20 protein-coding genes are annotated in these 20,415 nt (G+C 64.3%); 9 read left to right on the top strand and 11 right to left on the bottom strand.

Annotation, left to right across the window (positions count from 1 at the left end):
* The first annotated feature begins 95 nt into the window (after positions 1 to 95).
* The gene (locus IVB46_RS40775; protein WP_247303851.1) at positions 96 to 1,076 is read left to right on the top strand and encodes an ABC transporter substrate-binding protein; all 981 of its coding nucleotides are present in this window, start codon (positions 96 to 98) and stop codon (positions 1,074 to 1,076) included.
* A 128-nt stretch (positions 1,077 to 1,204) separates the two neighbouring features.
* Here the strand turns inward: IVB46_RS40775 and IVB46_RS40770 are convergent, their stop codons facing one another.
* Positions 1,205 to 1,678 carry a hypothetical protein gene (locus IVB46_RS40770; protein ID WP_247303852.1) on the bottom strand — a complete coding sequence of 158 codons (474 nt, stop codon included), beginning with the start codon at positions 1,676 to 1,678 and terminating at the stop codon, positions 1,205 to 1,207.
* 338 nt (positions 1,679 to 2,016) lie between these two features.
* On the opposite strand from IVB46_RS40770, the gene glgC reads away from it, so the two are divergent.
* The 4 genes from glgC (at position 2,017) to IVB46_RS40750 (ending at position 6,027) form a co-directional block, all read left to right on the top strand.
* A complete protein-coding gene (gene glgC / locus IVB46_RS40765) occupies positions 2,017 to 3,279 on the top strand; it encodes a glucose-1-phosphate adenylyltransferase (RefSeq protein WP_063981659.1) in 1,263 nt (420 codons plus the stop codon).
* Complete coding sequence (gene glgA, locus IVB46_RS40760) at positions 3,276 to 4,739, top strand: glycogen synthase GlgA (RefSeq protein WP_247303853.1); 1,464 nt, start codon at positions 3,276 to 3,278, stop codon at positions 4,737 to 4,739. Before glgC ends, glgA begins: the two co-directional genes overlap by 4 nt.
* Before the next feature lie 30 nt (positions 4,740 to 4,769).
* The gene (locus IVB46_RS40755) at positions 4,770 to 5,030 is read left to right on the top strand and encodes a SemiSWEET transporter (RefSeq protein WP_028150382.1); all 261 of its coding nucleotides are present in this window, start codon (positions 4,770 to 4,772) and stop codon (positions 5,028 to 5,030) included.
* 313 nt (positions 5,031 to 5,343) lie between these two features.
* On the top strand, positions 5,344 to 6,027 hold the full coding sequence (locus IVB46_RS40750; protein ID WP_208088093.1) for a nucleoside deaminase: 684 nt from the start codon (positions 5,344 to 5,346) through the stop codon (positions 6,025 to 6,027).
* Positions 6,028 to 6,051: 24 nt separating this feature from the next.
* Here IVB46_RS40750 and IVB46_RS40745 read toward each other — a convergent pair whose 3' ends face one another.
* Both IVB46_RS40745 and IVB46_RS40740 read right to left on the bottom strand, forming a co-directional pair.
* Entirely contained in the window at positions 6,052 to 6,822 is a 771-nt protein-coding gene (locus IVB46_RS40745) for a phosphorylase (protein WP_247303855.1), read from the bottom strand.
* Positions 6,823 to 7,338: 516 nt separating this feature from the next.
* Positions 7,339 to 8,133, bottom strand: coding sequence for a class III extradiol ring-cleavage dioxygenase (locus IVB46_RS40740; RefSeq protein ID WP_247303859.1), 795 nt, complete (start codon positions 8,131 to 8,133; stop codon positions 7,339 to 7,341).
* Between the two features lie 160 nt (positions 8,134 to 8,293).
* Between IVB46_RS40740 and IVB46_RS40735 the strand changes: the two genes are divergently transcribed.
* The gene (locus IVB46_RS40735; protein ID WP_014493109.1) at positions 8,294 to 8,473 is read left to right on the top strand and encodes a hypothetical protein; all 180 of its coding nucleotides are present in this window, start codon (positions 8,294 to 8,296) and stop codon (positions 8,471 to 8,473) included.
* A gap of 7 nt (positions 8,474 to 8,480) precedes the next feature.
* On the opposite strand, the gene IVB46_RS40730 is transcribed toward IVB46_RS40735, so the two are convergent.
* Positions 8,481 to 9,953 carry a carboxylesterase family protein gene (locus IVB46_RS40730; RefSeq protein WP_247303861.1) on the bottom strand — a complete coding sequence of 491 codons (1,473 nt, stop codon included), beginning with the start codon at positions 9,951 to 9,953 and terminating at the stop codon, positions 8,481 to 8,483.
* Between the two features lie 81 nt (positions 9,954 to 10,034).
* Positions 10,035 to 10,283, bottom strand: a complete 249-nt coding sequence (locus tag IVB46_RS40725) for a hypothetical protein (protein WP_014493107.1) — start codon at positions 10,281 to 10,283, stop codon at positions 10,035 to 10,037.
* A gap of 190 nt (positions 10,284 to 10,473) precedes the next feature.
* Here IVB46_RS40725 and IVB46_RS40720 point away from each other — a divergent pair, with 190 nt between their 5' ends.
* The 3 genes from IVB46_RS40720 to IVB46_RS40710 all read left to right on the top strand — a co-directional run bounded on the left by IVB46_RS40720 (position 10,474) and on the right by IVB46_RS40710 (position 13,984).
* Positions 10,474 to 13,164 carry an alpha/beta hydrolase fold domain-containing protein gene (locus IVB46_RS40720; RefSeq protein ID WP_247303870.1) on the top strand — a complete coding sequence of 897 codons (2,691 nt, stop codon included), beginning with the start codon at positions 10,474 to 10,476 and terminating at the stop codon, positions 13,162 to 13,164.
* Positions 13,165 to 13,294: 130 nt separating this feature from the next.
* Positions 13,295 to 13,567, top strand: a complete 273-nt coding sequence (locus tag IVB46_RS45165; protein WP_063979744.1) for a hypothetical protein — start codon at positions 13,295 to 13,297, stop codon at positions 13,565 to 13,567.
* Between the two features lie 111 nt (positions 13,568 to 13,678).
* Complete coding sequence (locus tag IVB46_RS40710) at positions 13,679 to 13,984, top strand: hypothetical protein (protein WP_063979745.1); 306 nt, start codon at positions 13,679 to 13,681, stop codon at positions 13,982 to 13,984.
* A 322-nt stretch (positions 13,985 to 14,306) separates the two neighbouring features.
* Here IVB46_RS40710 and IVB46_RS40705 read toward each other — a convergent pair whose 3' ends face one another.
* From IVB46_RS40705 to IVB46_RS40680, 6 genes are all read right to left on the bottom strand, one after another.
* Positions 14,307 to 14,462, bottom strand: coding sequence for a hypothetical protein (locus tag IVB46_RS40705; RefSeq protein WP_166343542.1), 156 nt, complete (start codon positions 14,460 to 14,462; stop codon positions 14,307 to 14,309).
* 115 nt (positions 14,463 to 14,577) lie between these two features.
* Positions 14,578 to 15,093, bottom strand: a complete 516-nt coding sequence (locus tag IVB46_RS40700) for a septal ring lytic transglycosylase RlpA family protein (protein ID WP_247303872.1) — start codon at positions 15,091 to 15,093, stop codon at positions 14,578 to 14,580.
* A 152-nt stretch (positions 15,094 to 15,245) separates the two neighbouring features.
* A complete protein-coding gene (locus tag IVB46_RS40695; RefSeq protein ID WP_166101541.1) occupies positions 15,246 to 15,413 on the bottom strand; it encodes a hypothetical protein in 168 nt (55 codons plus the stop codon).
* Positions 15,414 to 15,443: 30 nt separating this feature from the next.
* Positions 15,444 to 16,694 (bottom strand): DUF1501 domain-containing protein, encoded by a 1,251-nt coding sequence (locus IVB46_RS40690; RefSeq protein WP_247345428.1) that lies wholly within the window; start codon positions 16,692 to 16,694, stop codon positions 15,444 to 15,446.
* Between the two features lie 2 nt (positions 16,695 to 16,696).
* Positions 16,697 to 18,184 carry a DUF1800 family protein gene (locus IVB46_RS40685; RefSeq protein ID WP_247303875.1) on the bottom strand — a complete coding sequence of 496 codons (1,488 nt, stop codon included), beginning with the start codon at positions 18,182 to 18,184 and terminating at the stop codon, positions 16,697 to 16,699.
* 185 nt (positions 18,185 to 18,369) lie between these two features.
* A complete protein-coding gene (locus IVB46_RS40680; protein ID WP_247303877.1) occupies positions 18,370 to 20,382 on the bottom strand; it encodes a serine hydrolase domain-containing protein in 2,013 nt (670 codons plus the stop codon).
* Between the last annotated feature and the right edge of the window lie 33 nt (positions 20,383 to 20,415).

Genomic DNA, 20,415 nt, shown 5'->3' with positions numbered 1-20,415 from the left:
CCATTTCATTGACTGCGCATCGCGCCGTCATAGACTTGATCGTCTCGCTGCATCGCTCGCTCACGCGTCGTGAGCAAAGCAACACGACAGGCCACATGAGCATCAACTTCGACGACCATTCCATCACACGCCGGCTCGCAGCATCGCTGTTCGCCGCAGCTATCACCTTGTCGACCGCGGCCGCCTCGTTCGCGGCCGACACCGTCGTGCTGCGCGTCGGCGACCAGAAGGGCGGCAACCGTTCGCTGCTCGAAATCTCCGGCTATGCGAAGGATCTGCCCTACAAGATCGAATGGTCGGAATTCCCTGCCGCCGCTCCGATCCTGGAAGCGCTGAACGCCGGCGCGCTCGACGTCGGCTACACCGGCGATCTCTCGTTCCTCTCGGTCTATGCGGCCGGCGCGCCGATCAAGGCAATCGGCGGCACCAAGTCGGATGCGAAGACGCAAGCCATCCTCGTGCGCCAGGATTCGCCGATCAAGTCGGCCGCCGATCTCAAGGGAAAACGCCTCGCCGGCACGCGCGGCGGCTGGGGCCAGTTCCTGATCGACGCGACGCTGGAGAAAGCGCAGATCAAGCTGGAGGACGCGACCTTCGCGCCGCTCGGCCCGGTCGACGCCAAGATCGCACTCGTCGCCGGCTCGATCGATGCCTGGGCGGTGTGGGAGCCCTACGTCTCGTTCGCGACGCTGAAGGACAAGGCCCGCGTGATCGCCGACGGTGAAGGCCTGACACCCACCATCACCTTCATCGTGGCCTCCGACAACGCCATCGCCACCAAGCGCGCGGCGGTGCAGGACCTCGTGCAGCGGCTGAACAAGGCGCGGCTATGGTCGCTGGATCATCTTGGCGAATACGCCAAAAGCACGGCCGAACTAACAAAACTGCCGGAGGACGTGCTGCTGTCGGCCTACACCGCGCAGCGCACCAGCCCGATCGTGATCGACCAGAACGTGGTGAAGGAGGTGCAGGAAGCCTCCGACCGCTCGACGCGCTACGGCATCCTGCCGAAGACGCTCGATGTGAGCAAAGCCGTCGACCGCAGCTTTACGGCCGCGGCCGCGGGGTCAAACTAGCGCGGGGCGCGGCGGGATGCGCAAGTCTAGCCTCAAGGCCGGCCCGTTGCATCTCGCCGCGATCGTGCTCGCGCATCTCGCCTGCATGAGCCTGATCGTGTGGCTCTCGCTCTAGCCGCGCAGCGTCCTTACCAATATCCCCGATCATAGGCCCGGTACGGCCGGTAGTAGCCGTAGCGAGGGCCGTAGTATGGACGATAGGCTCGATAGCCGTAGTAGCTGGGACGCGCGTAGTAGCCGCCATACCCATAGCTCGGCCCGTAGCCGCCGTAATAGGCCGGCGCATAGCCATAGGACGGAGCGTAGCCATAGCCGTAGCCCGAGCCATAACCACCATAACCGCCGTAATACGGACCGCCGCCATAGTAACCATAGGGCGCGCTGCTCGCGATGGCGCCGCCGATGATTGCTCCGGCGAGGAGGCCTCCTGCGCCCCATCCCCAGCCACGGCCGCGCCAATACACCGGGGTGACATCGTCACCGACGGCGGCCTTCATGGTCGCGACGTTGGTCGGCAGCGGAGCCGCTGCCGCCTGCTCGATTTGGCCGGCCATCACCGCGCCCGCCAGCGAACAGGCAATTGCGGTTTTCCAGATACTCATCGTCTTGCTCCCTGTCTGACGTTTCGTTTGGAAAAGGATCGCAAGGCCATGATCGGGCATCCTTGCCCCAAGTCAAAGCCTCCGAAAGTCACAGCCTGCATTGCGTGCACCGCACAAGAATACCCGCGCATGCCTCGATTGTGGTCCGGCCAACGCCGGCGCCCGCACGGACATGACACCGGTGCGACGGAGCCGGAGGCCACAGCAAAGCATTAAGCTTCCCGTGCGTTCGCAACCAACAAGCACCTTCCCGATTTACTATTCGTACCGTTACTATCGGTTCCAATGTGCGCGGCCGGGAGGCTTCTCGCAAAGCGCCAGAGTTGTGGGAGGATGACATGAGTGCCGCGAGACCCGAGCCGCTTGCCCGTCAGGCGCTGGCGTTCGTCCTGGCCGGCGGACGCGGCAGCCGGCTCCTGGAACTGACCGACCGGCGCGCCAAGCCCGCGGTCTATTTCGGCGGCAAGTCCCGCATCATCGATTTCGCGCTGTCCAATGCGGTGAATTCCGGCATCCGCCGGATCGCGGTCGCGACCCAGTACAAGGCGCACAGCCTGATCCGGCACCTTCAGATGGGCTGGAACTTCTTCCGCCCCGAACGCAACGAGAGCTTTGACATCCTCCCGGCCAGTCAGCGCGTCTCGGAGAACATGTGGTATGTCGGCACGGCGGATGCGATCTATCAGAACATCGACATCATCGAGTCGCACAACGCACGCTTCATCGTCGTGCTCGCCGGCGATCACATCTACAAGATGGACTACGAGGTGATGCTGCGCCAGCATGTCGACAGCGGCGCCGACGTCACGGTCGGCTGCCTCGAAATGCCGCGCCAGGAATCTTCCGGCTTCGGCATCATGCATGTCGACGAGAACGGCTGGATCCAGCAGTTCCTCGAGAAGCCCAAGGATCCGCCGCCGATGCCGGGCAAACCAGACGTCTCGCTCGCCAGCATGGGCATCTACGTGTTCGATACGAAATTCCTGTTCGACCAGCTCAAGCGCGACGCCGAGGATACGAACTCCAGTCACGATTTCGGCAAGGACATCATCCCCTATATCGTCAAGAACGGCCGCGCCATCGCGCATCAATTCTCGACCTCGTGCGTACGCTCGGGCAGCGATCCCCGCGCCTACTGGCGCGATGCTGGCACGGTCGACGCCTATTGGGCCGCGAACATCGACCTCACCGACGTCGTGCCGGAGCTCGACCTGTTCGACCGCGCCTGGCCGATCTGGTCCTATGCGGAGATCACGCCGCCCGCCAAGTTCGTCCATGACGAGGAGAGCCGGCGCGGCCAGGCCGTGAGCTCGCTGGTCTCGGGCGGCTGCATCATCTCCGGCGCCTCGCTGCGCCGCTCGCTGCTGTTCACCGGCGTGCGCGTCAACTCCTACGCCACTGTCGAGAACGCCGTGATCATGCCCTACGTGAACGTCGCTCGCGGCGCTCGCTTGAAGAACGTCGTGATCGACCGCGGCGTCGAAATCCCCGAGGGGCTCGTCGTCGGCGAGGACCCGGAGCTCGACGCCAAGCGCTTCCGCACCACCGAGCAGGGCATCTCGCTCATCACCCAGACAATGCTCGACAGGCTCAATACATGACGCCTGTTCGCGTCCTCGCGGTCGCCTCCGAAGTCTACCCGATCGTCAAGACCGGCGGCCTCGCGGATGTCGCCGGCGCATTGCCGCTTGCGCTGAAGGCGCACGGCGTCGAGATGCGCACGCTGATGCCGGGCTATCCCGACGTGATGCGGATGCTGGGAGGAGCCGGCGAAATCCGGCGCTGGCCGGATTATTTCGGCGGCCCGGGCCGCCTGCTCGCGGGCTCGCATGACGGCCTCGACCTGTTCGTGCTCGACGTGCCGCATCTTTACGCGCGACCGGGCAATCCGTACGTCACCCCTGAGGGCGTCGACTGGCCGGACAACGGTGTGCGCTTCGCGGCACTGTCGCGTATCGCGGCCGATATCGGCCACGGCCTCGTGCCCGCGTTCGTGCCGGATGTCGTCCATGCCCATGACTGGCAGGCGGGGCTCGCGCCGGCCTATCTGCACTATGACGGCGGGCCGCGCCCCGGCACCGTGATGACCATCCACAACATGGCCTATCAGGGCAAGTTCGATCGCACGCTGACAAGCGCGATCGGCCTGCCCGCGGCGGCGGCGTTCGACGTTCACGGCCTCGAATATTTCGGCGGCATCAGCTTCCTCAAGGCGGGGCTTCAACTCGCCGATCGCATCACCACGGTCTCGCCGACCTATGCGCAGGAGATCCAGGGCGATGAAGGCGGCATGGGGCTCGGCGGCCTGCTGCGCGAACGCGCTGATGTGCTGAGCGGCATCCTCAACGGCATCGACACCGACGTGTGGAATCCGCAAACCGATCCGCACATCGCCTACCGCTTCGGCGCGGAGGACCTCACGTTCCGGGCCGCGAACAAGGCGGTGCTTCAGCAACAGTTCAATCTCGATTCCTCGGACGAGGCGCCGCTGCTCGGCGTCATCAGCCGCCTGTCCTGGCAGAAGGGGCTCGATCTCCTGCTCGAGGCCATCCCGACCATTTTGGGCGACGGCATGCAGCTCGCGCTGCTCGGCAGCGGCGATCGCGATCTCCAGGATCGCTATCAGGCCATCGCCCGCGCGAACCCCGGGCGGATCGGCGTCGTGATCGGCTATGACGAGATTCTGGCGCACCTGATCCAGGCCGGATCGGACGCGCTCATCGTGCCCTCGCGGTTCGAGCCGTGCGGCCTGACCCAGCTCTACGCGCTGCGCTATGGCGCAGTCCCGATCGTGTCGCGCGTCGGCGGCCTCGAAGACACCATTGTCGATATCGGCGAGGCCGACACATCGGACCGCGACGCGACCGGCTTCAAATTCGCGCCCGTCACCGTGGAGGCCCTCACCGGCACGCTGCGCAAGGCCAACACCGCCTTCCACAACAAGGCGACCTGGCGCCGGCTGCAATTGAGCGGCCTTGCGACCGATGTCTCTTGGCGCAACCGCGCCGGCGACTATGCCGTGCTCTATCGCGATCTCATGGCGGCGCGCCGGACCTCATGATCACCACCGAATCCATGCTATAGAGCCGGCATGGACCCTTTCGCGATCAAGCTGATCGGCTTTGCCGCCGCAACCTGCACCACCGTCGCCTACGCGCCGCAGTTCATCAAGGTCTGGAAGACCCGCTCGGCGCGCGACATTTCGCTCGGCATGTTCCTGGTCATGGTGCTGGGCCTGGCGCTCTGGCTCATCTACGGCCTGCTCTCTGGCGACGCCCCGCTGGTCGCGGCCAACGCCATCACCATGGTGCTCGCCGGCGGTATCCTGTTCATGAAGCTGAGGTATGGGTGAGGTTGAAGCTGCGTAGAGCGGATTGGCGCGTGTACCCATAAAATCCGGGATGTCTGTTTTCGAGGGGCCCCGGAGCGGACATGGACAATCGATCATCGTGTGGTCCGTGCGGTACCTGAAAGGTAACGGTCCTTGATCCAGATCAAGTCAGACTGTTTGTAGCCCGCTGCTTAATTGCCAATATGCCAGGCCGCAGGAGCCGCCTCCGTAGCGGCGCCGGAAACATTCTTCGTCGCTACGACGCCGCCGTAATATGAAGGGGCAGCGACAGACGCATTCTCAACACCGATCTCGCGTTCCCAAGGGGGCGCCTATGAGTAGATCAGAAGCTGACGTCCAAGATCTGCGAATGATGGAAAGATGCCTCGAACTCGCTCGGCAAGGGGTGAAGCAAGGAGAGCTGCCATTCGGCGCCGTAATCGCGTTTCGAGGACAGGTCATCGCAGAAGCGACCAACCACGTTTCATCGGAATGCGACGTGACCCGACACGCGGAACTCGTGGCTCTTTCAGAGGCGCAGAAGATTCTAAGACAAAAGCGTTTGCCGGATTGCACCTTGTATTCAATCGTCGAACCTTGCCCAATGTGTTCTTTCCCGGCACGGGAGGCGCGGATTGGTCGCGTGGTGTTCGCCATTTCATCTCCGATCATGGGCGGATTTTCGAGATGGGACGTTCTGTCGGACAACAATCTGTCGAGCAAATTGCCGGAGGTCTTCGGACCTGCGCCGGAAATCGTCTCTGGCTTGCTATCCCAAAGGGCCGAGCAGGTTTGGCGCGACTGGAACCCGCTCGCCTGGCGATTTATGAGACGACGAGGCTGCTTCGGACGAGCGGCCGAGCAGACTTCGTGCCACGCGGGCGCGCCTCGGCCAACGTTTTCCTGGAACGCGCTGGCGGATATTTTGGCCGCGCCGGCTCTTTCGGTGAGTAACGTCTTCCTGCGCCGGCGTGCAGATTCAAACACCATCTCGGACCTGGACAAGCCTGGAGTCTGAGATCGGGAGCGCGCTGCTGCAGGATCAGGCGCGTGTGGCTATCGTTTCAAGTGCACGCGTCGGAATGGGGACTCGGTCTCGTGAACACAGGTGCGGGAAACCAAAGTGAGCTCCGAGCCGTCGCTTGGCGCTGCGCAAAGCCATCACCGCCATGACGGAGTCAACGGCGAGCCGGCCAAGACCAGGGAGTTGCCCCGGGTCTTGAACAAGCGAACGTCCAATCTTGCGCAGTTCAGGCTTACCTGCTGGCCCGATATCTATGAGCGCTGCCCTCGGAAGTTTTCGATGAGCGGGGTTTAGAACAACACGACAGACGGCAAAGGGAATTCTGAGTTCGGAAGCAATTCGAGCGACGATCTGCGACTCCATATCGGCGGCAACCGCCCCGGTGATGCCATGGAAATCCCGTCTCTCTTCAAGACTTGTCATCGGGGAAGCGACACCAGCTATCGCAGAGTAGCTGGCACCCGGGATCATCCGAATGAGTTCCTCGGCCCAGGGGAGGTCAGCTGGATAAGCTTCATCTTTCGCGGCAAATACCGACGAGGCGATGACGATGTGACCTGGTCGGAGCTTCGGATCTAGCCCGCCGCACACCCCGAAACTTATAATGCCGCGCGCGCCATGTCTGATGGCGTCACGCAAGTAAAAGGCGGTCCGGTCACCTTCAGCGATCATCGCTGGCGCGCCGGCTATTCTGGCCTCGATCGCAAGTCCAACGACGGCGATGACCGCCTTCACGTCACAGCGGGGGGCGCCAGTCTGAGCGTCGTTGACCGTGACATGCAGCGTCATCAGAGGCGTCGATAATCCTGAAACCGAAGTATTTCCAGACTCGGACAATCAAGAGTAAGCCGGCACTAGCACTGTCCGTCTAGACAAAATCGACAGGCCTCCCGATTGGAAGCCAGTTGTTGGAGAACTGTGCCTCGGACACCACAGCTGCCGCCTGATCGCGGCGGAGACTCGCATCTTCAATGGCGCAACGAACCCAAAGCGGACTCCTCGCAAATACCGTGAATCGCTGTGCTTCAGCGAGAGCGGTGCCATGATCGAATTTTGCCGCTGTTTTGCCCGACGTGTCAAACCCGTCGAAATACCGCTCGCGTATCCTGCCCGGCAAAAGTACTCTGCTAAGCCATTCTATTTGCTGGGCCGTTCTACTGTGCATGGGGTTGTTTTCGACATTTTTAGTCGGAACCCCGTAGGGTGGATTAGCCCGCGGCTGCGCGAAGCGCAGTCCGCCAGCGTAATCCACCACCTTCATTGCGGCTCGATGGTGGATTACGCTGCGCTAATCCACCCTACGATTCATCCAAACACATACGACGCCATCGCGACGCTCGCGACCTCGTCGACGAAGACGCGCTTGCCAACGTCGCTGCCGGCGGCACCTGCCGCGACCATCAGCGGCAGCAGATGGTCCTCGCGGGGATGCGCGAGACGCGCGCTCGGCGCGTTCTCCCAGTCGACCAGCATCGCGTTGCGGCGCGCCGCATCCGGGTTGCTGATCGCCTCGTTCAGATAGGCCTCGAAATCATACGAGACCGGCTTCGACTCCGGCCGGTTGAAGCCGCGCATGTTGTGATAGGTGAGCCCGCTGCCGACGATCAGGATGCCTTCGTCGCGGAGTGATGCGATCGCCTGTCCGACCTTGATGTGCTCGGCCGCATCGTAGCTCGACTTCAGCGACAGCAGCACGATCGGCATGTCCGCGTTCGGATACATCAGCCCGAGCGGCACGAAGGTGCCGTGATCGAAACCCTGATTGGGATCCTCCCGGCAATCGAGGCCCGCGTGCTTGAGCAGCGCCCTCACCTCCGCGGCGAGCTCGGGCTTGCCCGGCGCTGGATATTTGAGGTGATAGGTATGCTCGGGGAAACCGTAATAGTCGTACACCATCGGCGGATGCGCCGAGGTCGACACGGTGAAGGCGTCGGCCTCCCAATGGCCGGTGATGACGAGCACGGCCTTGGGCCTCTCGGGAAGAAGCTGCGGCAGCCGGCCGAACTCCGCGGCCGTCTTGGCATATTGCACCCGCCGGTCCTCCATGAAGGGCCAGGGGCCGCCGCCATGCGACAGGAAGAGGGTTGGAAATCGCGTCATGGATGCCGGCTCGTCTCGTTGACAACATGCGCGTGCGAGCTGCCCGCGCGAACGGCGGCGAGCATAGGCAAACCCGTATGGTTAGCAAGTCGTTAACGATTTGCCGCCCACAATCCGGCCGTGGCCGAAGGAGTCGGCCTGAAGACAAGTGAGACGTGAGATGAAGAAGTTTGCGCTGGGGGACGTCGTCAACAGTGACAAGGGCCGCCGCGGCGTCGTTCGCGCCGCCTACAGGTCCAAGGACGGTCAGCAGTTCTACGCCGTCGAGAAGGACGGCGCGATGGACCATCTGGAAGAACACCGGCTGAGCCCCGCGCCGCGCGTCGAGCTCGCGGCCTAAGCCCAACTCATTTTCTGCTCTCACTTGCAAGCCGGTCCAGGCGATCCGACCAGGGGTCGTCTCCGCTCGCGATGCGATCGTTCGTGATCAGCAGCAGGCGATCGCGGTCTGCGGCCGCGTCCCAATGCGGCAGGTCCGGGCCGTTGGGATTGCCAGTCTTCGCAAAGTTGATCCAGTAACCGCGCATGCGGTTCGCGACCTCGCGATCCCCCCATGTGAGCGGTCCCGCGCCGGGCACGCCTTCCGGGCCGAAGATGAATTGCAACTCGCGCCCGTGCCCTTCGTCGGGATTTGTGCGCCGGGCCTCGGTCACGTAAGCGAAGCGATAGCGAAACGTTGGCGCACCGGTTGCCGCATGGAGGCGGGCAAGCAGCCTGACCGGCTCGGAGAAAACCTTGTCGGTATAGAATTTGGCTGCGCGCTCCGATGGCCTTGCGATATCAGGGTAGAGCTGGCGCAGCTCATCGCTGCTCTCGCCCGAGGCCGCCAGCGTCTCCTTGATCTCCCGCTCGCCGTCGAAACGCGTCTCGTCGTCATTCGAGCCGATCATGAGTGGAATGCGGCTTTCATGTCCTGCCGCAAATCCCGCGGCCACGTCTTCACGCACCAGGATTCCATCCATCGCGGGCGCGAAGCTGCGTTCGGATTTGGCGAGCAGTTTTTGTTCGGCCGCAAGCAGCCGCGCCGGCGCGGCGACGCGCAAATCCGCCTCCTGCCCAAGCGCCGCCACGAATTGCCGGCCCATGGCCTCCGCCTCCTGCACCGGGGGCAGGCGCGCGCGGCCGGGCGGCGATTGCAGAATGGCTTTCTGGAAGAGGTCGCGCGATTGCGCACACAGCATCAGCAGCGCGATCGACGTCGCGCCTGCGCCGCTGCCGAACAAGGTGACATTGTTCGGATCGCCGCCGAAGGCTGCGATGTTGTCGTGCACCCAATGCAGCGCCGCGATCTGGTCCATCAGGCCGTAATTTCCGGAGCCACCTTCCGACAGCGCGGGATGAGTGAGCCAGCCGAGCACGCCGAGACGATAATTCACGGTGACCACGATGAGGCCGGCTTGCGCGAGCTTTGCACCGTCGAACAGCGGATCGTTCGCGGTACCGCCGACGAAGCCGCCGTCATGAATGAAGACCATCACCGGCAGCGGGCCGTCGACCCCGAAGGGACGGAATACGTTGAGCGTGAGGCAGTCCTCGCTCGTATCAGGCAGCGAGGGCTGAAGACACGGCGCGCCGTACTCATAGGCGGTGCGCATCTCGGGGTTCTCGGCCGTTGCCTGCGGTGGGCGCCAGCGCAGTGCGCCGACCGGAGCCGCCGCGTAGGCCAGCCCCTTGAACGACGCCACCTCGCCCTCGACCGCGCCGAGCATCTGTCCTTCACGCGTCAGCGCGAACGGAAACTGCCCGACCGCCTGAGCGACGGCCGCACCGTCCCAGCAAAGGAGTGAAGACGCCACAACGATTGCAAACTGGAGTCGCATCCTGGGGGATCTCGATGCGCCAAAAGGTTCCCCGACAGGTTACGTCTGCGGCCCGCGATGAGGCAAGCTCGGCGGCGCCGGCTAGCCGCCCTTGGCGACGATCTCCGCCAGCGCGCGGCGTGCGACGATGCCGAGCTCACCAAGCGTGGAATGGCCCGATTGCGCCGCCTCGATCAGGCGCTCGGCGATGAACCTGCGGCTGTCGTGATCGCCGCCGTGCGGCAATTGGCGGCACGTCTGCTCCAGGACGACGTCCATGTTGGCTTTCGTCCGCTCGCTCAACTCTGTCATGACGTCCGGTCGGTACGCGTGGCTTGTAACCGCAAGCATACACAGAAGGATGTGGTCTGATTAGCCCGGACAATCCCGGCGGTTGTGCATCGCGGTGCGTGTATCGCCGCAACCTTCGCGCGGCCACGATGGCGCCGCAAACGACTACCGAAGATTGTACCTGTCCTGATGACAAGCCAAGCCTGCGGCGATAGCCTGCCGGCAAAACAAAAGACACGGGAGGAATACCATGCCAGACGCAATGGTCGCCGCACGTGAGTCCAAAGCGGCGAGTGGAACAGCCCAACAAGTCGACGTTGCCGTGGTCGGTGCCGGATTTGCCGGCCTTTATCTTCTCCATCGCCTGCGCAAGTCCGGCCTCACGGCGGTCGCCCTCGAGGAAGCCGGCGATGTCGGCGGCACCTGGTACTGGAACCGCTATCCCGGCGCCCGCTGCGATATCCAGACCATCGACTACAGCTACACTTTCGATCCTGAGCTCGATAACGCGTGGACCTGGTCGGAGAAATATGCGACCCAGCCCGAGATCCTGCGCTATCTCGGCTTCGTCGCCGATCGCTACGATTTGCGCCGCGACATCCGCTTCAAGACCAAGGTCACCGAAGCCAAATGGGACGAAGCGACTGAGCGCTGGCAGCTCACCACGAGCAGCGGCACGCCGGTCTCCTGCCGCCACTATATCATGGCCACAGGCTGCCTCTCCGCACCAAAGCCGCCGGAGATCGACGGCGTCAAGGATTTCGAGGGCAAAGTCTATTTCACCGGGCGCTGGCCGCATGACGGCGTCGATCTCGCCGGCAAGCGCGTCGCCGTGATCGGCACGGGCTCGTCAGCCATCCAGTCGATCCCGCTGATCGCCGAGCAGGCCGCTCATCTGACCGTGTTCCAGCGCACGCCAAACTTCGCGCTGCCGGCGCATAACGGCCCCTCGCCGTCCGATCGCATGGATATTTTCCAGAGCGACCGCGCGGCCTATCGCGAGCAAGCGCGACAGTCGATGACCGGCGTGCCCTATCCGCAGCAAACCGTCGTGAGCTGGCAATTGAGCGATGCCGAGCGTCGTGAGCGGTTCGAACGTGCCTGGGCAGCCGGCGACCTCGTCCACATCCTGACGCAGCTCTGGGCCGACCAGGGCGTCGACTTCAACGGCAATGCGCTGATCGGCGAGCTGATCCGCGAGAAGATCGGCGCTGCCGTGAAGGATCCGGAGACGGCGGCGGCGCTGATGCCGCACGACCATCCCTTCGGCGCAAAGCGCCCCTGCCTCGATACCAATTACTACGCGACCTACAACCGGCCGAATGTCACGCTGGTCAATCTGCGCCAGGAGCCGATCAAGGCGATCACCGCGAACAGCATCACGACGGCCAGGCGCAGCGTCGATGTCGACGTCATCGTGTTCGCGACCGGCTTCGACGCCATGACCGGCGCGATCCGCGCCGTGCATCCGATCACCGGACGCGGCGGCAAGTCGCTGACCGATGTCTGGGCGCAGGGGCCGCAGACCTATCTCGGGGTCACGGTCGAAGGGTTCCCCAACTTCTTCATGATCACCGGGCCCGGCAGCCCTTCGGTGCTGTCGAACATGGCGGTGTCGATCGAGCAGCATGTCGACTGGGTCGTCGACCGCATCGCTGCGCTGCGCGACGCCGGCTTCACCACGATCGAGCCGACCGAGACCGCGCAGGCCGGCTGGGGCCGGCACATGACGGACTGTTCGATGGTGACCCTGCACCGGCTCGCCAACACCTGGTACACGGGCGCCAACGTGCCCGGCAAGGTGCAGGGCCTGATGCCTTACACCGGCGGCGTCGGCCCCTATCGCAGCATTTGTGACGAGGTTACGAGCCGCGGCATGCTCGGCTTCAAGCTGACCGGCCCCAACGGCGCCGCGCAATGCAACGACGGCGAGGTGGTATGCTTGCAGCCGGATGTGCGGCTGGTGCTGAACCTGCTCGCATCGCTGAACCTGCCGCCGATCGAGTCGATGGGCGCGCTCGGCGCACGCGCCTTCGTCAACGAGTTCAACCAGGGCCGGCCCGCGGGACGGCCGATCGGCGACATCGTCGACGGCACGCTGCCCGGCACGGACGGCCCGCTGCCTTACCGGATCTACAAGCCGGCAACGCCGGGGCCCCATCCGGTCGTGGTCTATTTCCACGGCGGCGGCTGGGTGCTCGGCGACGAGCAATCGGACGAGCCGCTCTGCCGCGATCTGGTGCGGCGGACCGGCATGATGTTCGTCAGCGTCGGCTATCGCCACGCGCCCGAGCATCGTTTCCCGACCGCAGCCGAGGACGGCTATGCGGCAACGCGCTGGATCGCAGAGCATGCCGTCGAGCTTGGCGGCAAGCCCGGCCGGGTGCTGATCGCGGGCTGGAGCGCCGGCGGCAACGTCGCCGCCGTCACCTGCCAGCTTGCGCGCGATCGCGGCGGGCCTGAGATCGCCGGCCAGCTCCTGGTCTGCCCGGTCACCGACTGCACCTTCGACCGGCTCTCCTACAACGACAATGCGACCGGCTATTTCCTGACGCGCTCGCTGATGAACTGGTTCTGGGACCTCTACTGCTCACCGGCCGACCGCACCGATCCGCGCGTCTCGCCGCTGCGCGGCAACGTCGCCGGCCTGCCGCCGGCCTTGGTCGTCACCTGCGAATTCGACCCGTTGCGCGACGAGGGCATCGCCTATGCCGAGGCAATGGCGGCCGCCGGCGTCCCGGTCGAGCAGCTCAGGGCACGCGGCCATTTCCACTCGTCCTTTGCGATGGTCGACGTGGTGATCACCGGTGTAGCAGGCCGGGTGCAGATGGCCGAAGCCTTGCGGCGCTTCGCCGGACTTCCGCCGGAAGTCGGCCGCGGCGATGAGGATAGCCACGATCATGCCAGCCCGGGCCACAGAATCGCGGCGGCCGCGAGCTGATTTGCGACAAGGCGGCCGGGAACCTTTTCCCGGCTGCTGCGTTAAGCGCTTGGCATTAAGATGCAGTGATAGGTGTGGGCCCCGGCACGCAGATCCGCGTGTTGGGGCAATTTTTGTTGCGTGAGGGACGATGGGAGACGTGGTTGCGGATTCAAAGGTCGATTTCGGAGCGCCTGCAACCCTGCATAAATGGCCGTCGCTTGCGAACCAGCGCCGACCGGACAGGGATTCTTATCAGGTGAGCGAAGGTACGCTCGACCAGTGCATATCGGCCTTCATGGAGAAGCCGGCCACGACCAGGCATCTCTATGAGATTCACACGATTGCGCAGCCGCCGCTGGTCACCGATATCCTCTCGCCCGAGCACGTCATCGAGCTATCGCGGTTGAGAGAATTTCTCTGATTGCGTGCAGACGCGGAAGCTGCACGCGCGCGACAAGCTTTTCATGAGGCAGGAACCTTCTACCGGATTTTCCCGTTAACCGGGATCGGAAGTCGAGACGAGAGCCCCAAGATGCTTGAAGCCGGCGCACCATCCGCGGTCGTGCCCTATGGCGCAGACCAGACCCTGTTCGTGGTGATTGATCGCCGCGACAAGGCGACTGAAATCCGCATCGAACGAAGCGATCTTGAAGCCACGATCGGCGAGCTCGTCGCCGGCTGCTTCAACGATCCGATCAAGGTGATCTCGTTCAACACGCTCGAGCACTGGATGAAGGACATCTCGACCGAAATCGCCGGTGAGATCAAGGCGCGCTGCGACATCGATGGCGTCCGGCTTCCCGACTATCTCAGCGACTTCGTCGAGAGCCATAGCTGACCGCGCCTCGTCCTCGTTGATACGTTTCAAATCGCAGGCAAAAAAAAGCGCCGCTTCCGCGGCGCTTTTCGTGTGGCAACATCATTGTTTGATGCGTGATCTTATCGGAAAAACCACGTCACGCTTTCTGGATCATGCTCTAGTGGTGCCAGAACAATGCCAGCAGCAGAACGATCGGCAGCGGCACGCCAAGCAGCCAAAGCAAAGCACCTCGTCCAAAACCCATGACTTCCTCCTCCACATTCATCATTGACATGACGCCAGAGACGAACAGAAGTTCCGCGCCTCTCAGCGAGGGCGAATGCGTCCAGTGCACGGTTTATCAGGCGCGCCGGTACCTGCCGGCGATGACCTCGATTTCGCGGCGGCGTTCGCCGGCGAAGGTCAGGAGCTTTTCGATCGTCAACGTATCCGTGATCCGTTTGGCGAGCCGCTCGGCGCGCGCGGCCTGATCTTCGAGATACTGGATCGTGTTCAAACGCCGCCTCCCCCGAGGACCCCAAATTGGAGCCCCGACTTGTTTGGGCAGCCATGGTGCGTCAGGGCGACTAACACTCGGTTAAGCGGGGCGGCTCAAGTCAATGAATCGCGTTCTATCGCACCACGTCGAGCCGGACATTGGTGATGCCCTTGTCGACCATGCCGAGCGCCTCGGCCGCGGACGGCGAGATGTCGACCACGCGCCCGCGAACATAGGGCCCGCGGTCGTTGACCCTGACGGTCACGAAGCGGCCGGAGGAAACGTCCGTCACGCGCAGCTTTGTGCCGAACGGCAGGCTGGGATGCGCCGCCGTCAATTCGTTCTTGTCGAACCTCTCGCCGCTCGCGGTCTCCGTGTCCGAATAGAAGCTGGCAACGCCGTGCGAAGCGGTTTGCTTTGCGTCACGGTCGGGGACGCGCACCCGGCTGATCGGCCGCGGATGCAAGGCCGCTACCCTATGGGGCCGCTGGACCGCAGCCTGCCGATTGGTGCCAAGATCGGCCTTCTGGCGGCCGACCGGCGATTGCGCGCAGGCGGCGAGCGATGCGGCGCCGATGATGGCGAGCAGCAACCGGCAGGAGGTTGCGAGAGAAATTCGGGCAGTTTCGGCACTTGCAATGCGAGACATGATGCGCCCTCCGAACTGCCCGGAGTTTCGGCGGGCAATGAGGGCAGAACCTTGGCTGAAGGAAAGCAGGCTTAGGGCCACGACCGTTTCGCGCCGGCTGTGGCGATTCCACCACAGTGGCGTGTCCTAAGTCGAGCCAGACTCGCGAAAAACTAACCCGATACAACACGCCAGACGATCGGGCGCGTCTCCAGCTGCGCGTCGCTCGCCTCGGTGTCCCCCTTCAGGAGCCGCATCAGCTCGCGCCGATAGAGCCGCCGCCAGCCGGTTTTCAGACTGGCGAGAAAGTCGAGTTCCCGTTGCGTCAGTGTGCACATCATGGACCCGATCCGGTTGCGACGGCCGCGCCGTCAGCCGACGAGGCCTCCCATCGGCTTGACGTCAGCACTGCCGGGGAAGACCGCATCCGCCAGCACCTTCTCCTCGACACGCAGATGATCCCTGAGCAGGCCCTTCAGCACGGCGCGGAGATCGGTGGTCGGCTTGAGGTCGCGATCCTCGAACAGTTGCGCGGACTTCAGGCCCGGCCAGTCCGCGATCACGCGGCCGCCGGTGAGCGCGCCGCCAATGAGGAAGGCGACCGTGCCCGTGCCGTGATCCGTGCCCTGCGTGCCATTGATGCGCGCGGTGCGCCCGAACTCGGTGACGACGGCGACGACCGTCTCGCCCCACACCTCGCCCATGTTGCTCTCGATCGCGGCAAACGCACCGTCGAGCGCGCCGAGCAGATTGTAGAGCTGGCCTGACGCTGCGCCTTCCGCGATGTGCGTATCCCAGCCGACGAAGCCCATCGCGCCGACGCGCGGGCCGTCGGGCTTGGCGAGATAGCGCGCGGCGGTGCCGGCGGCTTCGGCGAAGTAGGCGCGCACGCGCGCGATGCCGGGCGGCATCAATGTCGGATCGTCCGACATCGGATCGCCCGTGCCGGGCGCGCCGCCAAGCGAGGCGAGCTTCATGCGCGCTTGAAGCACGGTCGCGAGCTTCGGATCGGTGTGCTGGTAGAGATCGAGCAGGCGGTTCTGCGTGTCCTCGCTCGCCGGTAACAGTTTTTGCGGCACCCACGTCATGACGGGCGCCGATCCGCGCACCACCAGCGGCGTCACCGAGCCGATGCCGAGCGCGCGGCTGCCGCGCGGATCGACGCGCCCACTCGACTCCATCGCGAGCAGCGCGCGGTTGAGCCATCCCGATGCGGTGGCACCGGGCTTGGTGAACCCGCTCTCCAGCACGTCCTGGCCGTCGAAATGCGAGCGCTCGCGGTAGGGCGTCGCGGTGGCGTGGACGATCGCCGCCTTGCCGCCCTTGTAGAGCCGGTGCAGGTTCGGCATCGCCGGGTTGAGCGCGAAGAAGGAATCGAGCGGCAATGCCGGCGGCTTGCCGTCCAGCACCAGCGCGCGATCGCCGCGCAAGCCGACCCAGTCGGGATCGCCGACCGGCGCGACCGCACCGAGACCGTCGAGCGCGCCACGCAGGACGACGACGAGAAGGCGCGGATCGCGCCCTTCGGCACGTGCGATCCGCGGCATCTGGCTCCACGCGAACAGCGCACCGGAGCCGACCAGAAGCTCGCGCCGCGTGGGCAAATGATTGTCGAAGCCCATGCTCACCTCCTCTGAAAATCTGCCGACATGAACAGCAGCGCCAGCGCCTGCTGGCGGCTCTCGGCGCGGCCGACCGCCTGCTTCACTTCGGGCGCGATCTGCGATGCGAAGACGTCCTCGATGATCCCCTGCGGATCAGCAGTGGCCGCCACGCGCTCGGCAAAATTGTTGGCGATGTCGAGCCGCCGGCCAATGCCGTCGATCCAGCTTGCCTCGTCATCCGGATAGCCCTTGGGCGCCGACGGCCGCCACAGCCCTTCGCCGAGCAGCTCCTGGCCCGCCGTGAAACGCGTGGGGTCGACGACCGTAATCCCCGTCGCGCGCACCATGCCAACGCCCCATTCGCTCGGACGCTTCAGTTTTGACGGCGACCCGCGCCACGCGTCGTCCGACGAGACCATCGTGATCGCGACCTGCTTGAGATCGCCCTCGGTGTCGCGGAACGTCTTCGCCATTTGTTCGACGAGTGGCGGAGGCGGCTCGTCGGCCACGAAATGCCGTACGAGCTTGGTTGCGACATGGGTCGCGGTGGCCGGATGCGCAGCGAGGTCGCGCAGCACGGCGCGGCCCTGCTCGGCGTCCTCCTGCTCGTAACGCTTGCCGAGCACGGTCTGCCCGCCGGGCTCGTGGAGCCGCGGGTTGAAGGTGAATTCGCCGCCGTGCTCCGGATTGTCTCCGGGCGGAACAAGCGTCCATCCCGTCAACACATTGGCGAAGCTGATCACGTCGTCCTGGGTGTAGCCGGTCCGCACACCCAGCGTGTGCAATTCCATGATCTCACGCGCAATGTTTTCGTTGAGGCCGCGGCTGCGGTTGATGCCGGCGATCGAGTTCGCGCCCATCGAGCCCAGATTGTCGAGATAGAACAGCATCGCCGGGTGGCCTTCGACCGCCAGCAGAAGATCGACGAAGTGGCCGAGCGCATTTGCGCGAATGGCCTCGCGCTCGTAAGCACCCGACATGCTCTGGATCTTGTAGGCCGAGATGCAGAAATGATTGGACCAGAACCACACCAGCCGCTCGGCGAAGCCGATGTCGGCGGCGAGCGCGGCTTCGATGCGCAGCTTGGCTTCCTGCAAGTAGATCGGACGGCCGGGATCGGGAACGGCGTCGGCCGCCTGCTTGGCCGCCATCTCGGCAGCATCCTTCTCCTGGCCCTGTGCTGGCGCTTGCCCCTCAGTCTGCGCCTGAGCCTGAGCCTGAGCCTGGTCACCCGGAGCAGTTGGCACCGCAGCCACCTGCAGCTTCTTGGCCTGTTGCTGCGCCTGCTTGGCGCGCGCGGCTCGCCGTGCATTGGCATCGGCCACTGTGCGATAGGCCTTCGCACTGGTGGGAAGGCTGGCGGCGGCGCTCAATGCGAGCGGCCGATCGAGCTCTGCGATCAACGCGCCGCGCGGGTCGGTCCCGACAGCCGCAAGTGATCCCGGTCGCGGCCCCATCCCGAACCGATGAAGCGCCAGCACCGCTTCAGCCTTTGCAGAATTGCTCATGGCGAACGCCCAATTCTCCGAGCCACCCGACGGCAGCGCGATGTTGCCGCGTGCGGACTACGAACCGTAATGCTACAGGCTGTAACACTAGAGATCGGCTTGCGCAAGCCGGGATTGAAAACGCCGCTGCACTATCTCGGTAGAACAAGCGCGCATCCGCTGCCCGGCGGACGCGCGTGAGAGGCCTAGAAATTCGGCCCGAGCGCGATCTTCGCCGCGTGCTGCTCCCAAGGCCCAGGATTCAAGATGAGCCAAGAGACTTTGCCCGCGGCGTCCCTGACGAAAGCGATCCGGGTACGATCTTCGTCGGCTGCGGTGAATTCGTTGCTTGATGTCGCCACGAACGGGGTCGCCTTGCCCTTCTCGAATTCGAGGACCGGCCAGACCCCCGTCGCTTCCGCGACGAGCTTGCCTTCCGCGACGCGAACCTGAAGCCGGACCGAATTGACACGGCGGTCGGCTCTCACGACACTGAGGTCGTTCACGCCGTCTTGCCCCTTGTGGACGAGCTTCATCTTGATCGTCGAGTTGGCTGGCCCTCGCAGCTTGGCCAGGACATCGGCGAGCGCGAGGCCTCTCAGCGGCGCGCCGTCAATTTCAGTGATGAGGTCACCCGCCGTCACACCGGCCTTGGTTGCAGGGCCGCCGCCAGGGTTCGGCTTGTTGATCCTCAGCCCCTCCTGCTCCATGGCGACGAAATTCCCGATTCCAAGCCATCCGGTTTTGCCATCGGCGAGGCCCTGCCTGTCACGCGAGCTCACCGTGGCGCCGAAGTCATAGGTCCCGGCATAGTCGGCGAGCGCTTCCGGGCTCAGGGTCACCGGCACAGCCGGCGGGACGGCGGTCGACTCGGGAATCGTCAATGCGCCATAGACGAGGTGATTGATCCCCGAATACAGCACCGCCTGGCGCCCTTTGCTGCCGGGCGTCGCCTGGACCATCTGTACGCCGATCAATTGCTCGGCCGGATCGATCCAAAAATACGTGCTCCAATGTCCAGCCCAGGAAAAGCTCCCGACCGCTCCCGGTATCCAGCTTTGGACCGGATCGGCGCGGATGGCGAAGCCAAGCCCGAAGGTTGTTCCGGCGCGGGCGCCAACCTCGTCACCTCCGAAGATGCTGACACCCGATGGCAGTGCGTTCGTCGTCATCTGCTTCACCGCATGCGGGCTGAGCACGCGCACGCCATCGAGCTCGCCGCCATTGAGCAGCATCTGGCAAAAGCGGAGATAGTCGGGCGCGGTCGATACGAGTCCGCCGTCGCCGGAAAACAACTTTGGCGGCGTCGTAACATCCCAGATCGGCGGCCGTTCCGGCATGGGAGAATCGACGAGCCGATCGAGCTTCTCCTTCGGCACAAAGAAGCCGGTGTCGACCATATGCAGCGGACCAAAGATGTGGCTCTCCAGGAACTGATCGAAGGGCTGACCGGACGCCACTTCAACGACCCGGCTCAGCACTTCGGCGCTCCAGCCATATTCATGGACCTCGCCGGGCTCGTGCGCGAGCGGCAGGTGGGCCAGGCTCGACACGAATTCCGCCAACGTCGTGTCGCGTCTCCGCACGGCCCTCAAGCCGTAGAGCCCATGGATCGTCCGGATCCCGAAGTCGGCGCTTGCGTCGGCAAGGCCCCGTTCCGGGTAGGCAAAATCGAGCTCCGGATAGATCAAGCCAGACGTATGGCGCAACAGATCGCGAACCGTCATCGCACGTTTTGCTGGTTTTGGCAGACCGAGCCCGTACTCCATTTCGCCTGTCGCCGGGTCCGCCTTCTGGAAAGCGACCCGCATGTTCGCAAGCTCCGGCAGATATTGCGAGACGGGCGCGTCGAGGTCGAGCTTGCCCTCATCCACCAGAATCATGGCGGCGACACTGGCCACCGGCTTGGACATCGAGGCGATCCAGAAGATGGAATTCGTCTTCATCGGGACGGTCTTGGCGCGGTCCTGAAATCCGATGGCCTGCAAATAGGCGAGCTTGCCGCCCCTCGCGATTGCGACGACGGCGCCGGGGAGAAGGCCGTCCGACGGCGAGAAAGAATCGAAACGCGCCTGATACCACGGCGCGATCCGCGCCAGACGCGCGGCCGAGAACCCCAGGCTTTTCGCATCGCCCGGCGTCGCGAGGTCATCGGCGAACGCCGTCCCCGACAGGCAAAGCACAACGGGAATCGCCCACATCGATGCGACGAGTCTCATTCCGCAGTCTCCGCAGAAGCAGAAGCACAACAA

This window comes from Bradyrhizobium sp. 61 (genome assembly GCF_023073075.1).
GTDB classification, from domain to species: domain Bacteria; phylum Pseudomonadota; class Alphaproteobacteria; order Rhizobiales; family Xanthobacteraceae; genus Bradyrhizobium; species Bradyrhizobium barranii.
This window is presented reverse-complemented; position numbering and strand designations above follow the sequence as displayed.

Coding starts and splice junctions, on each gene's coding strand:
- IVB46_RS40775 (WP_247303851.1), top strand. CDS start 96: ATGAGCATCAACTTCGACGACCATTCCATCACACGCCGGCTCGCAGCA.
- IVB46_RS40770 (WP_247303852.1), bottom strand. CDS start 1,678: ATGAGTATCTGGAAAACCGCAATTGCCTGTTCGCTGGCGGGCGCGGTG.
- glgC (WP_063981659.1), top strand. CDS start 2,017: ATGAGTGCCGCGAGACCCGAGCCGCTTGCCCGTCAGGCGCTGGCGTTC.
- glgA (WP_247303853.1), top strand. CDS start 3,276: ATGACGCCTGTTCGCGTCCTCGCGGTCGCCTCCGAAGTCTACCCGATC.
- IVB46_RS40755 (WP_028150382.1), top strand. CDS start 4,770: ATGGACCCTTTCGCGATCAAGCTGATCGGCTTTGCCGCCGCAACCTGC.
- IVB46_RS40750 (WP_208088093.1), top strand. CDS start 5,344: ATGAGTAGATCAGAAGCTGACGTCCAAGATCTGCGAATGATGGAAAGA.
- IVB46_RS40745 (WP_247303855.1), bottom strand. CDS start 6,822: ATGACGCTGCATGTCACGGTCAACGACGCTCAGACTGGCGCCCCCCGC.
- IVB46_RS40740 (WP_247303859.1), bottom strand. CDS start 8,133: ATGACGCGATTTCCAACCCTCTTCCTGTCGCATGGCGGCGGCCCCTGG.
- IVB46_RS40735 (WP_014493109.1), top strand. CDS start 8,294: ATGAAGAAGTTTGCGCTGGGGGACGTCGTCAACAGTGACAAGGGCCGC.
- IVB46_RS40730 (WP_247303861.1), bottom strand. CDS start 9,953: ATGCGACTCCAGTTTGCAATCGTTGTGGCGTCTTCACTCCTTTGCTGG.
- IVB46_RS40725 (WP_014493107.1), bottom strand. CDS start 10,283: ATGCTTGCGGTTACAAGCCACGCGTACCGACCGGACGTCATGACAGAG.
- IVB46_RS40720 (WP_247303870.1), top strand. CDS start 10,474: ATGCCAGACGCAATGGTCGCCGCACGTGAGTCCAAAGCGGCGAGTGGA.
- IVB46_RS45165 (WP_063979744.1), top strand. CDS start 13,295: ATGGGAGACGTGGTTGCGGATTCAAAGGTCGATTTCGGAGCGCCTGCA.
- IVB46_RS40710 (WP_063979745.1), top strand. CDS start 13,679: ATGCTTGAAGCCGGCGCACCATCCGCGGTCGTGCCCTATGGCGCAGAC.
- IVB46_RS40700 (WP_247303872.1), bottom strand. CDS start 15,093: ATGTCTCGCATTGCAAGTGCCGAAACTGCCCGAATTTCTCTCGCAACC.
- IVB46_RS40695 (WP_166101541.1), bottom strand. CDS start 15,413: ATGATGTGCACACTGACGCAACGGGAACTCGACTTTCTCGCCAGTCTG.
- IVB46_RS40690 (WP_247345428.1), bottom strand. CDS start 16,694: ATGGGCTTCGACAATCATTTGCCCACGCGGCGCGAGCTTCTGGTCGGC.
- IVB46_RS40685 (WP_247303875.1), bottom strand. CDS start 18,184: ATGAGCAATTCTGCAAAGGCTGAAGCGGTGCTGGCGCTTCATCGGTTC.
- IVB46_RS40680 (WP_247303877.1), bottom strand. CDS start 20,382: ATGAGACTCGTCGCATCGATGTGGGCGATTCCCGTTGTGCTTTGCCTG.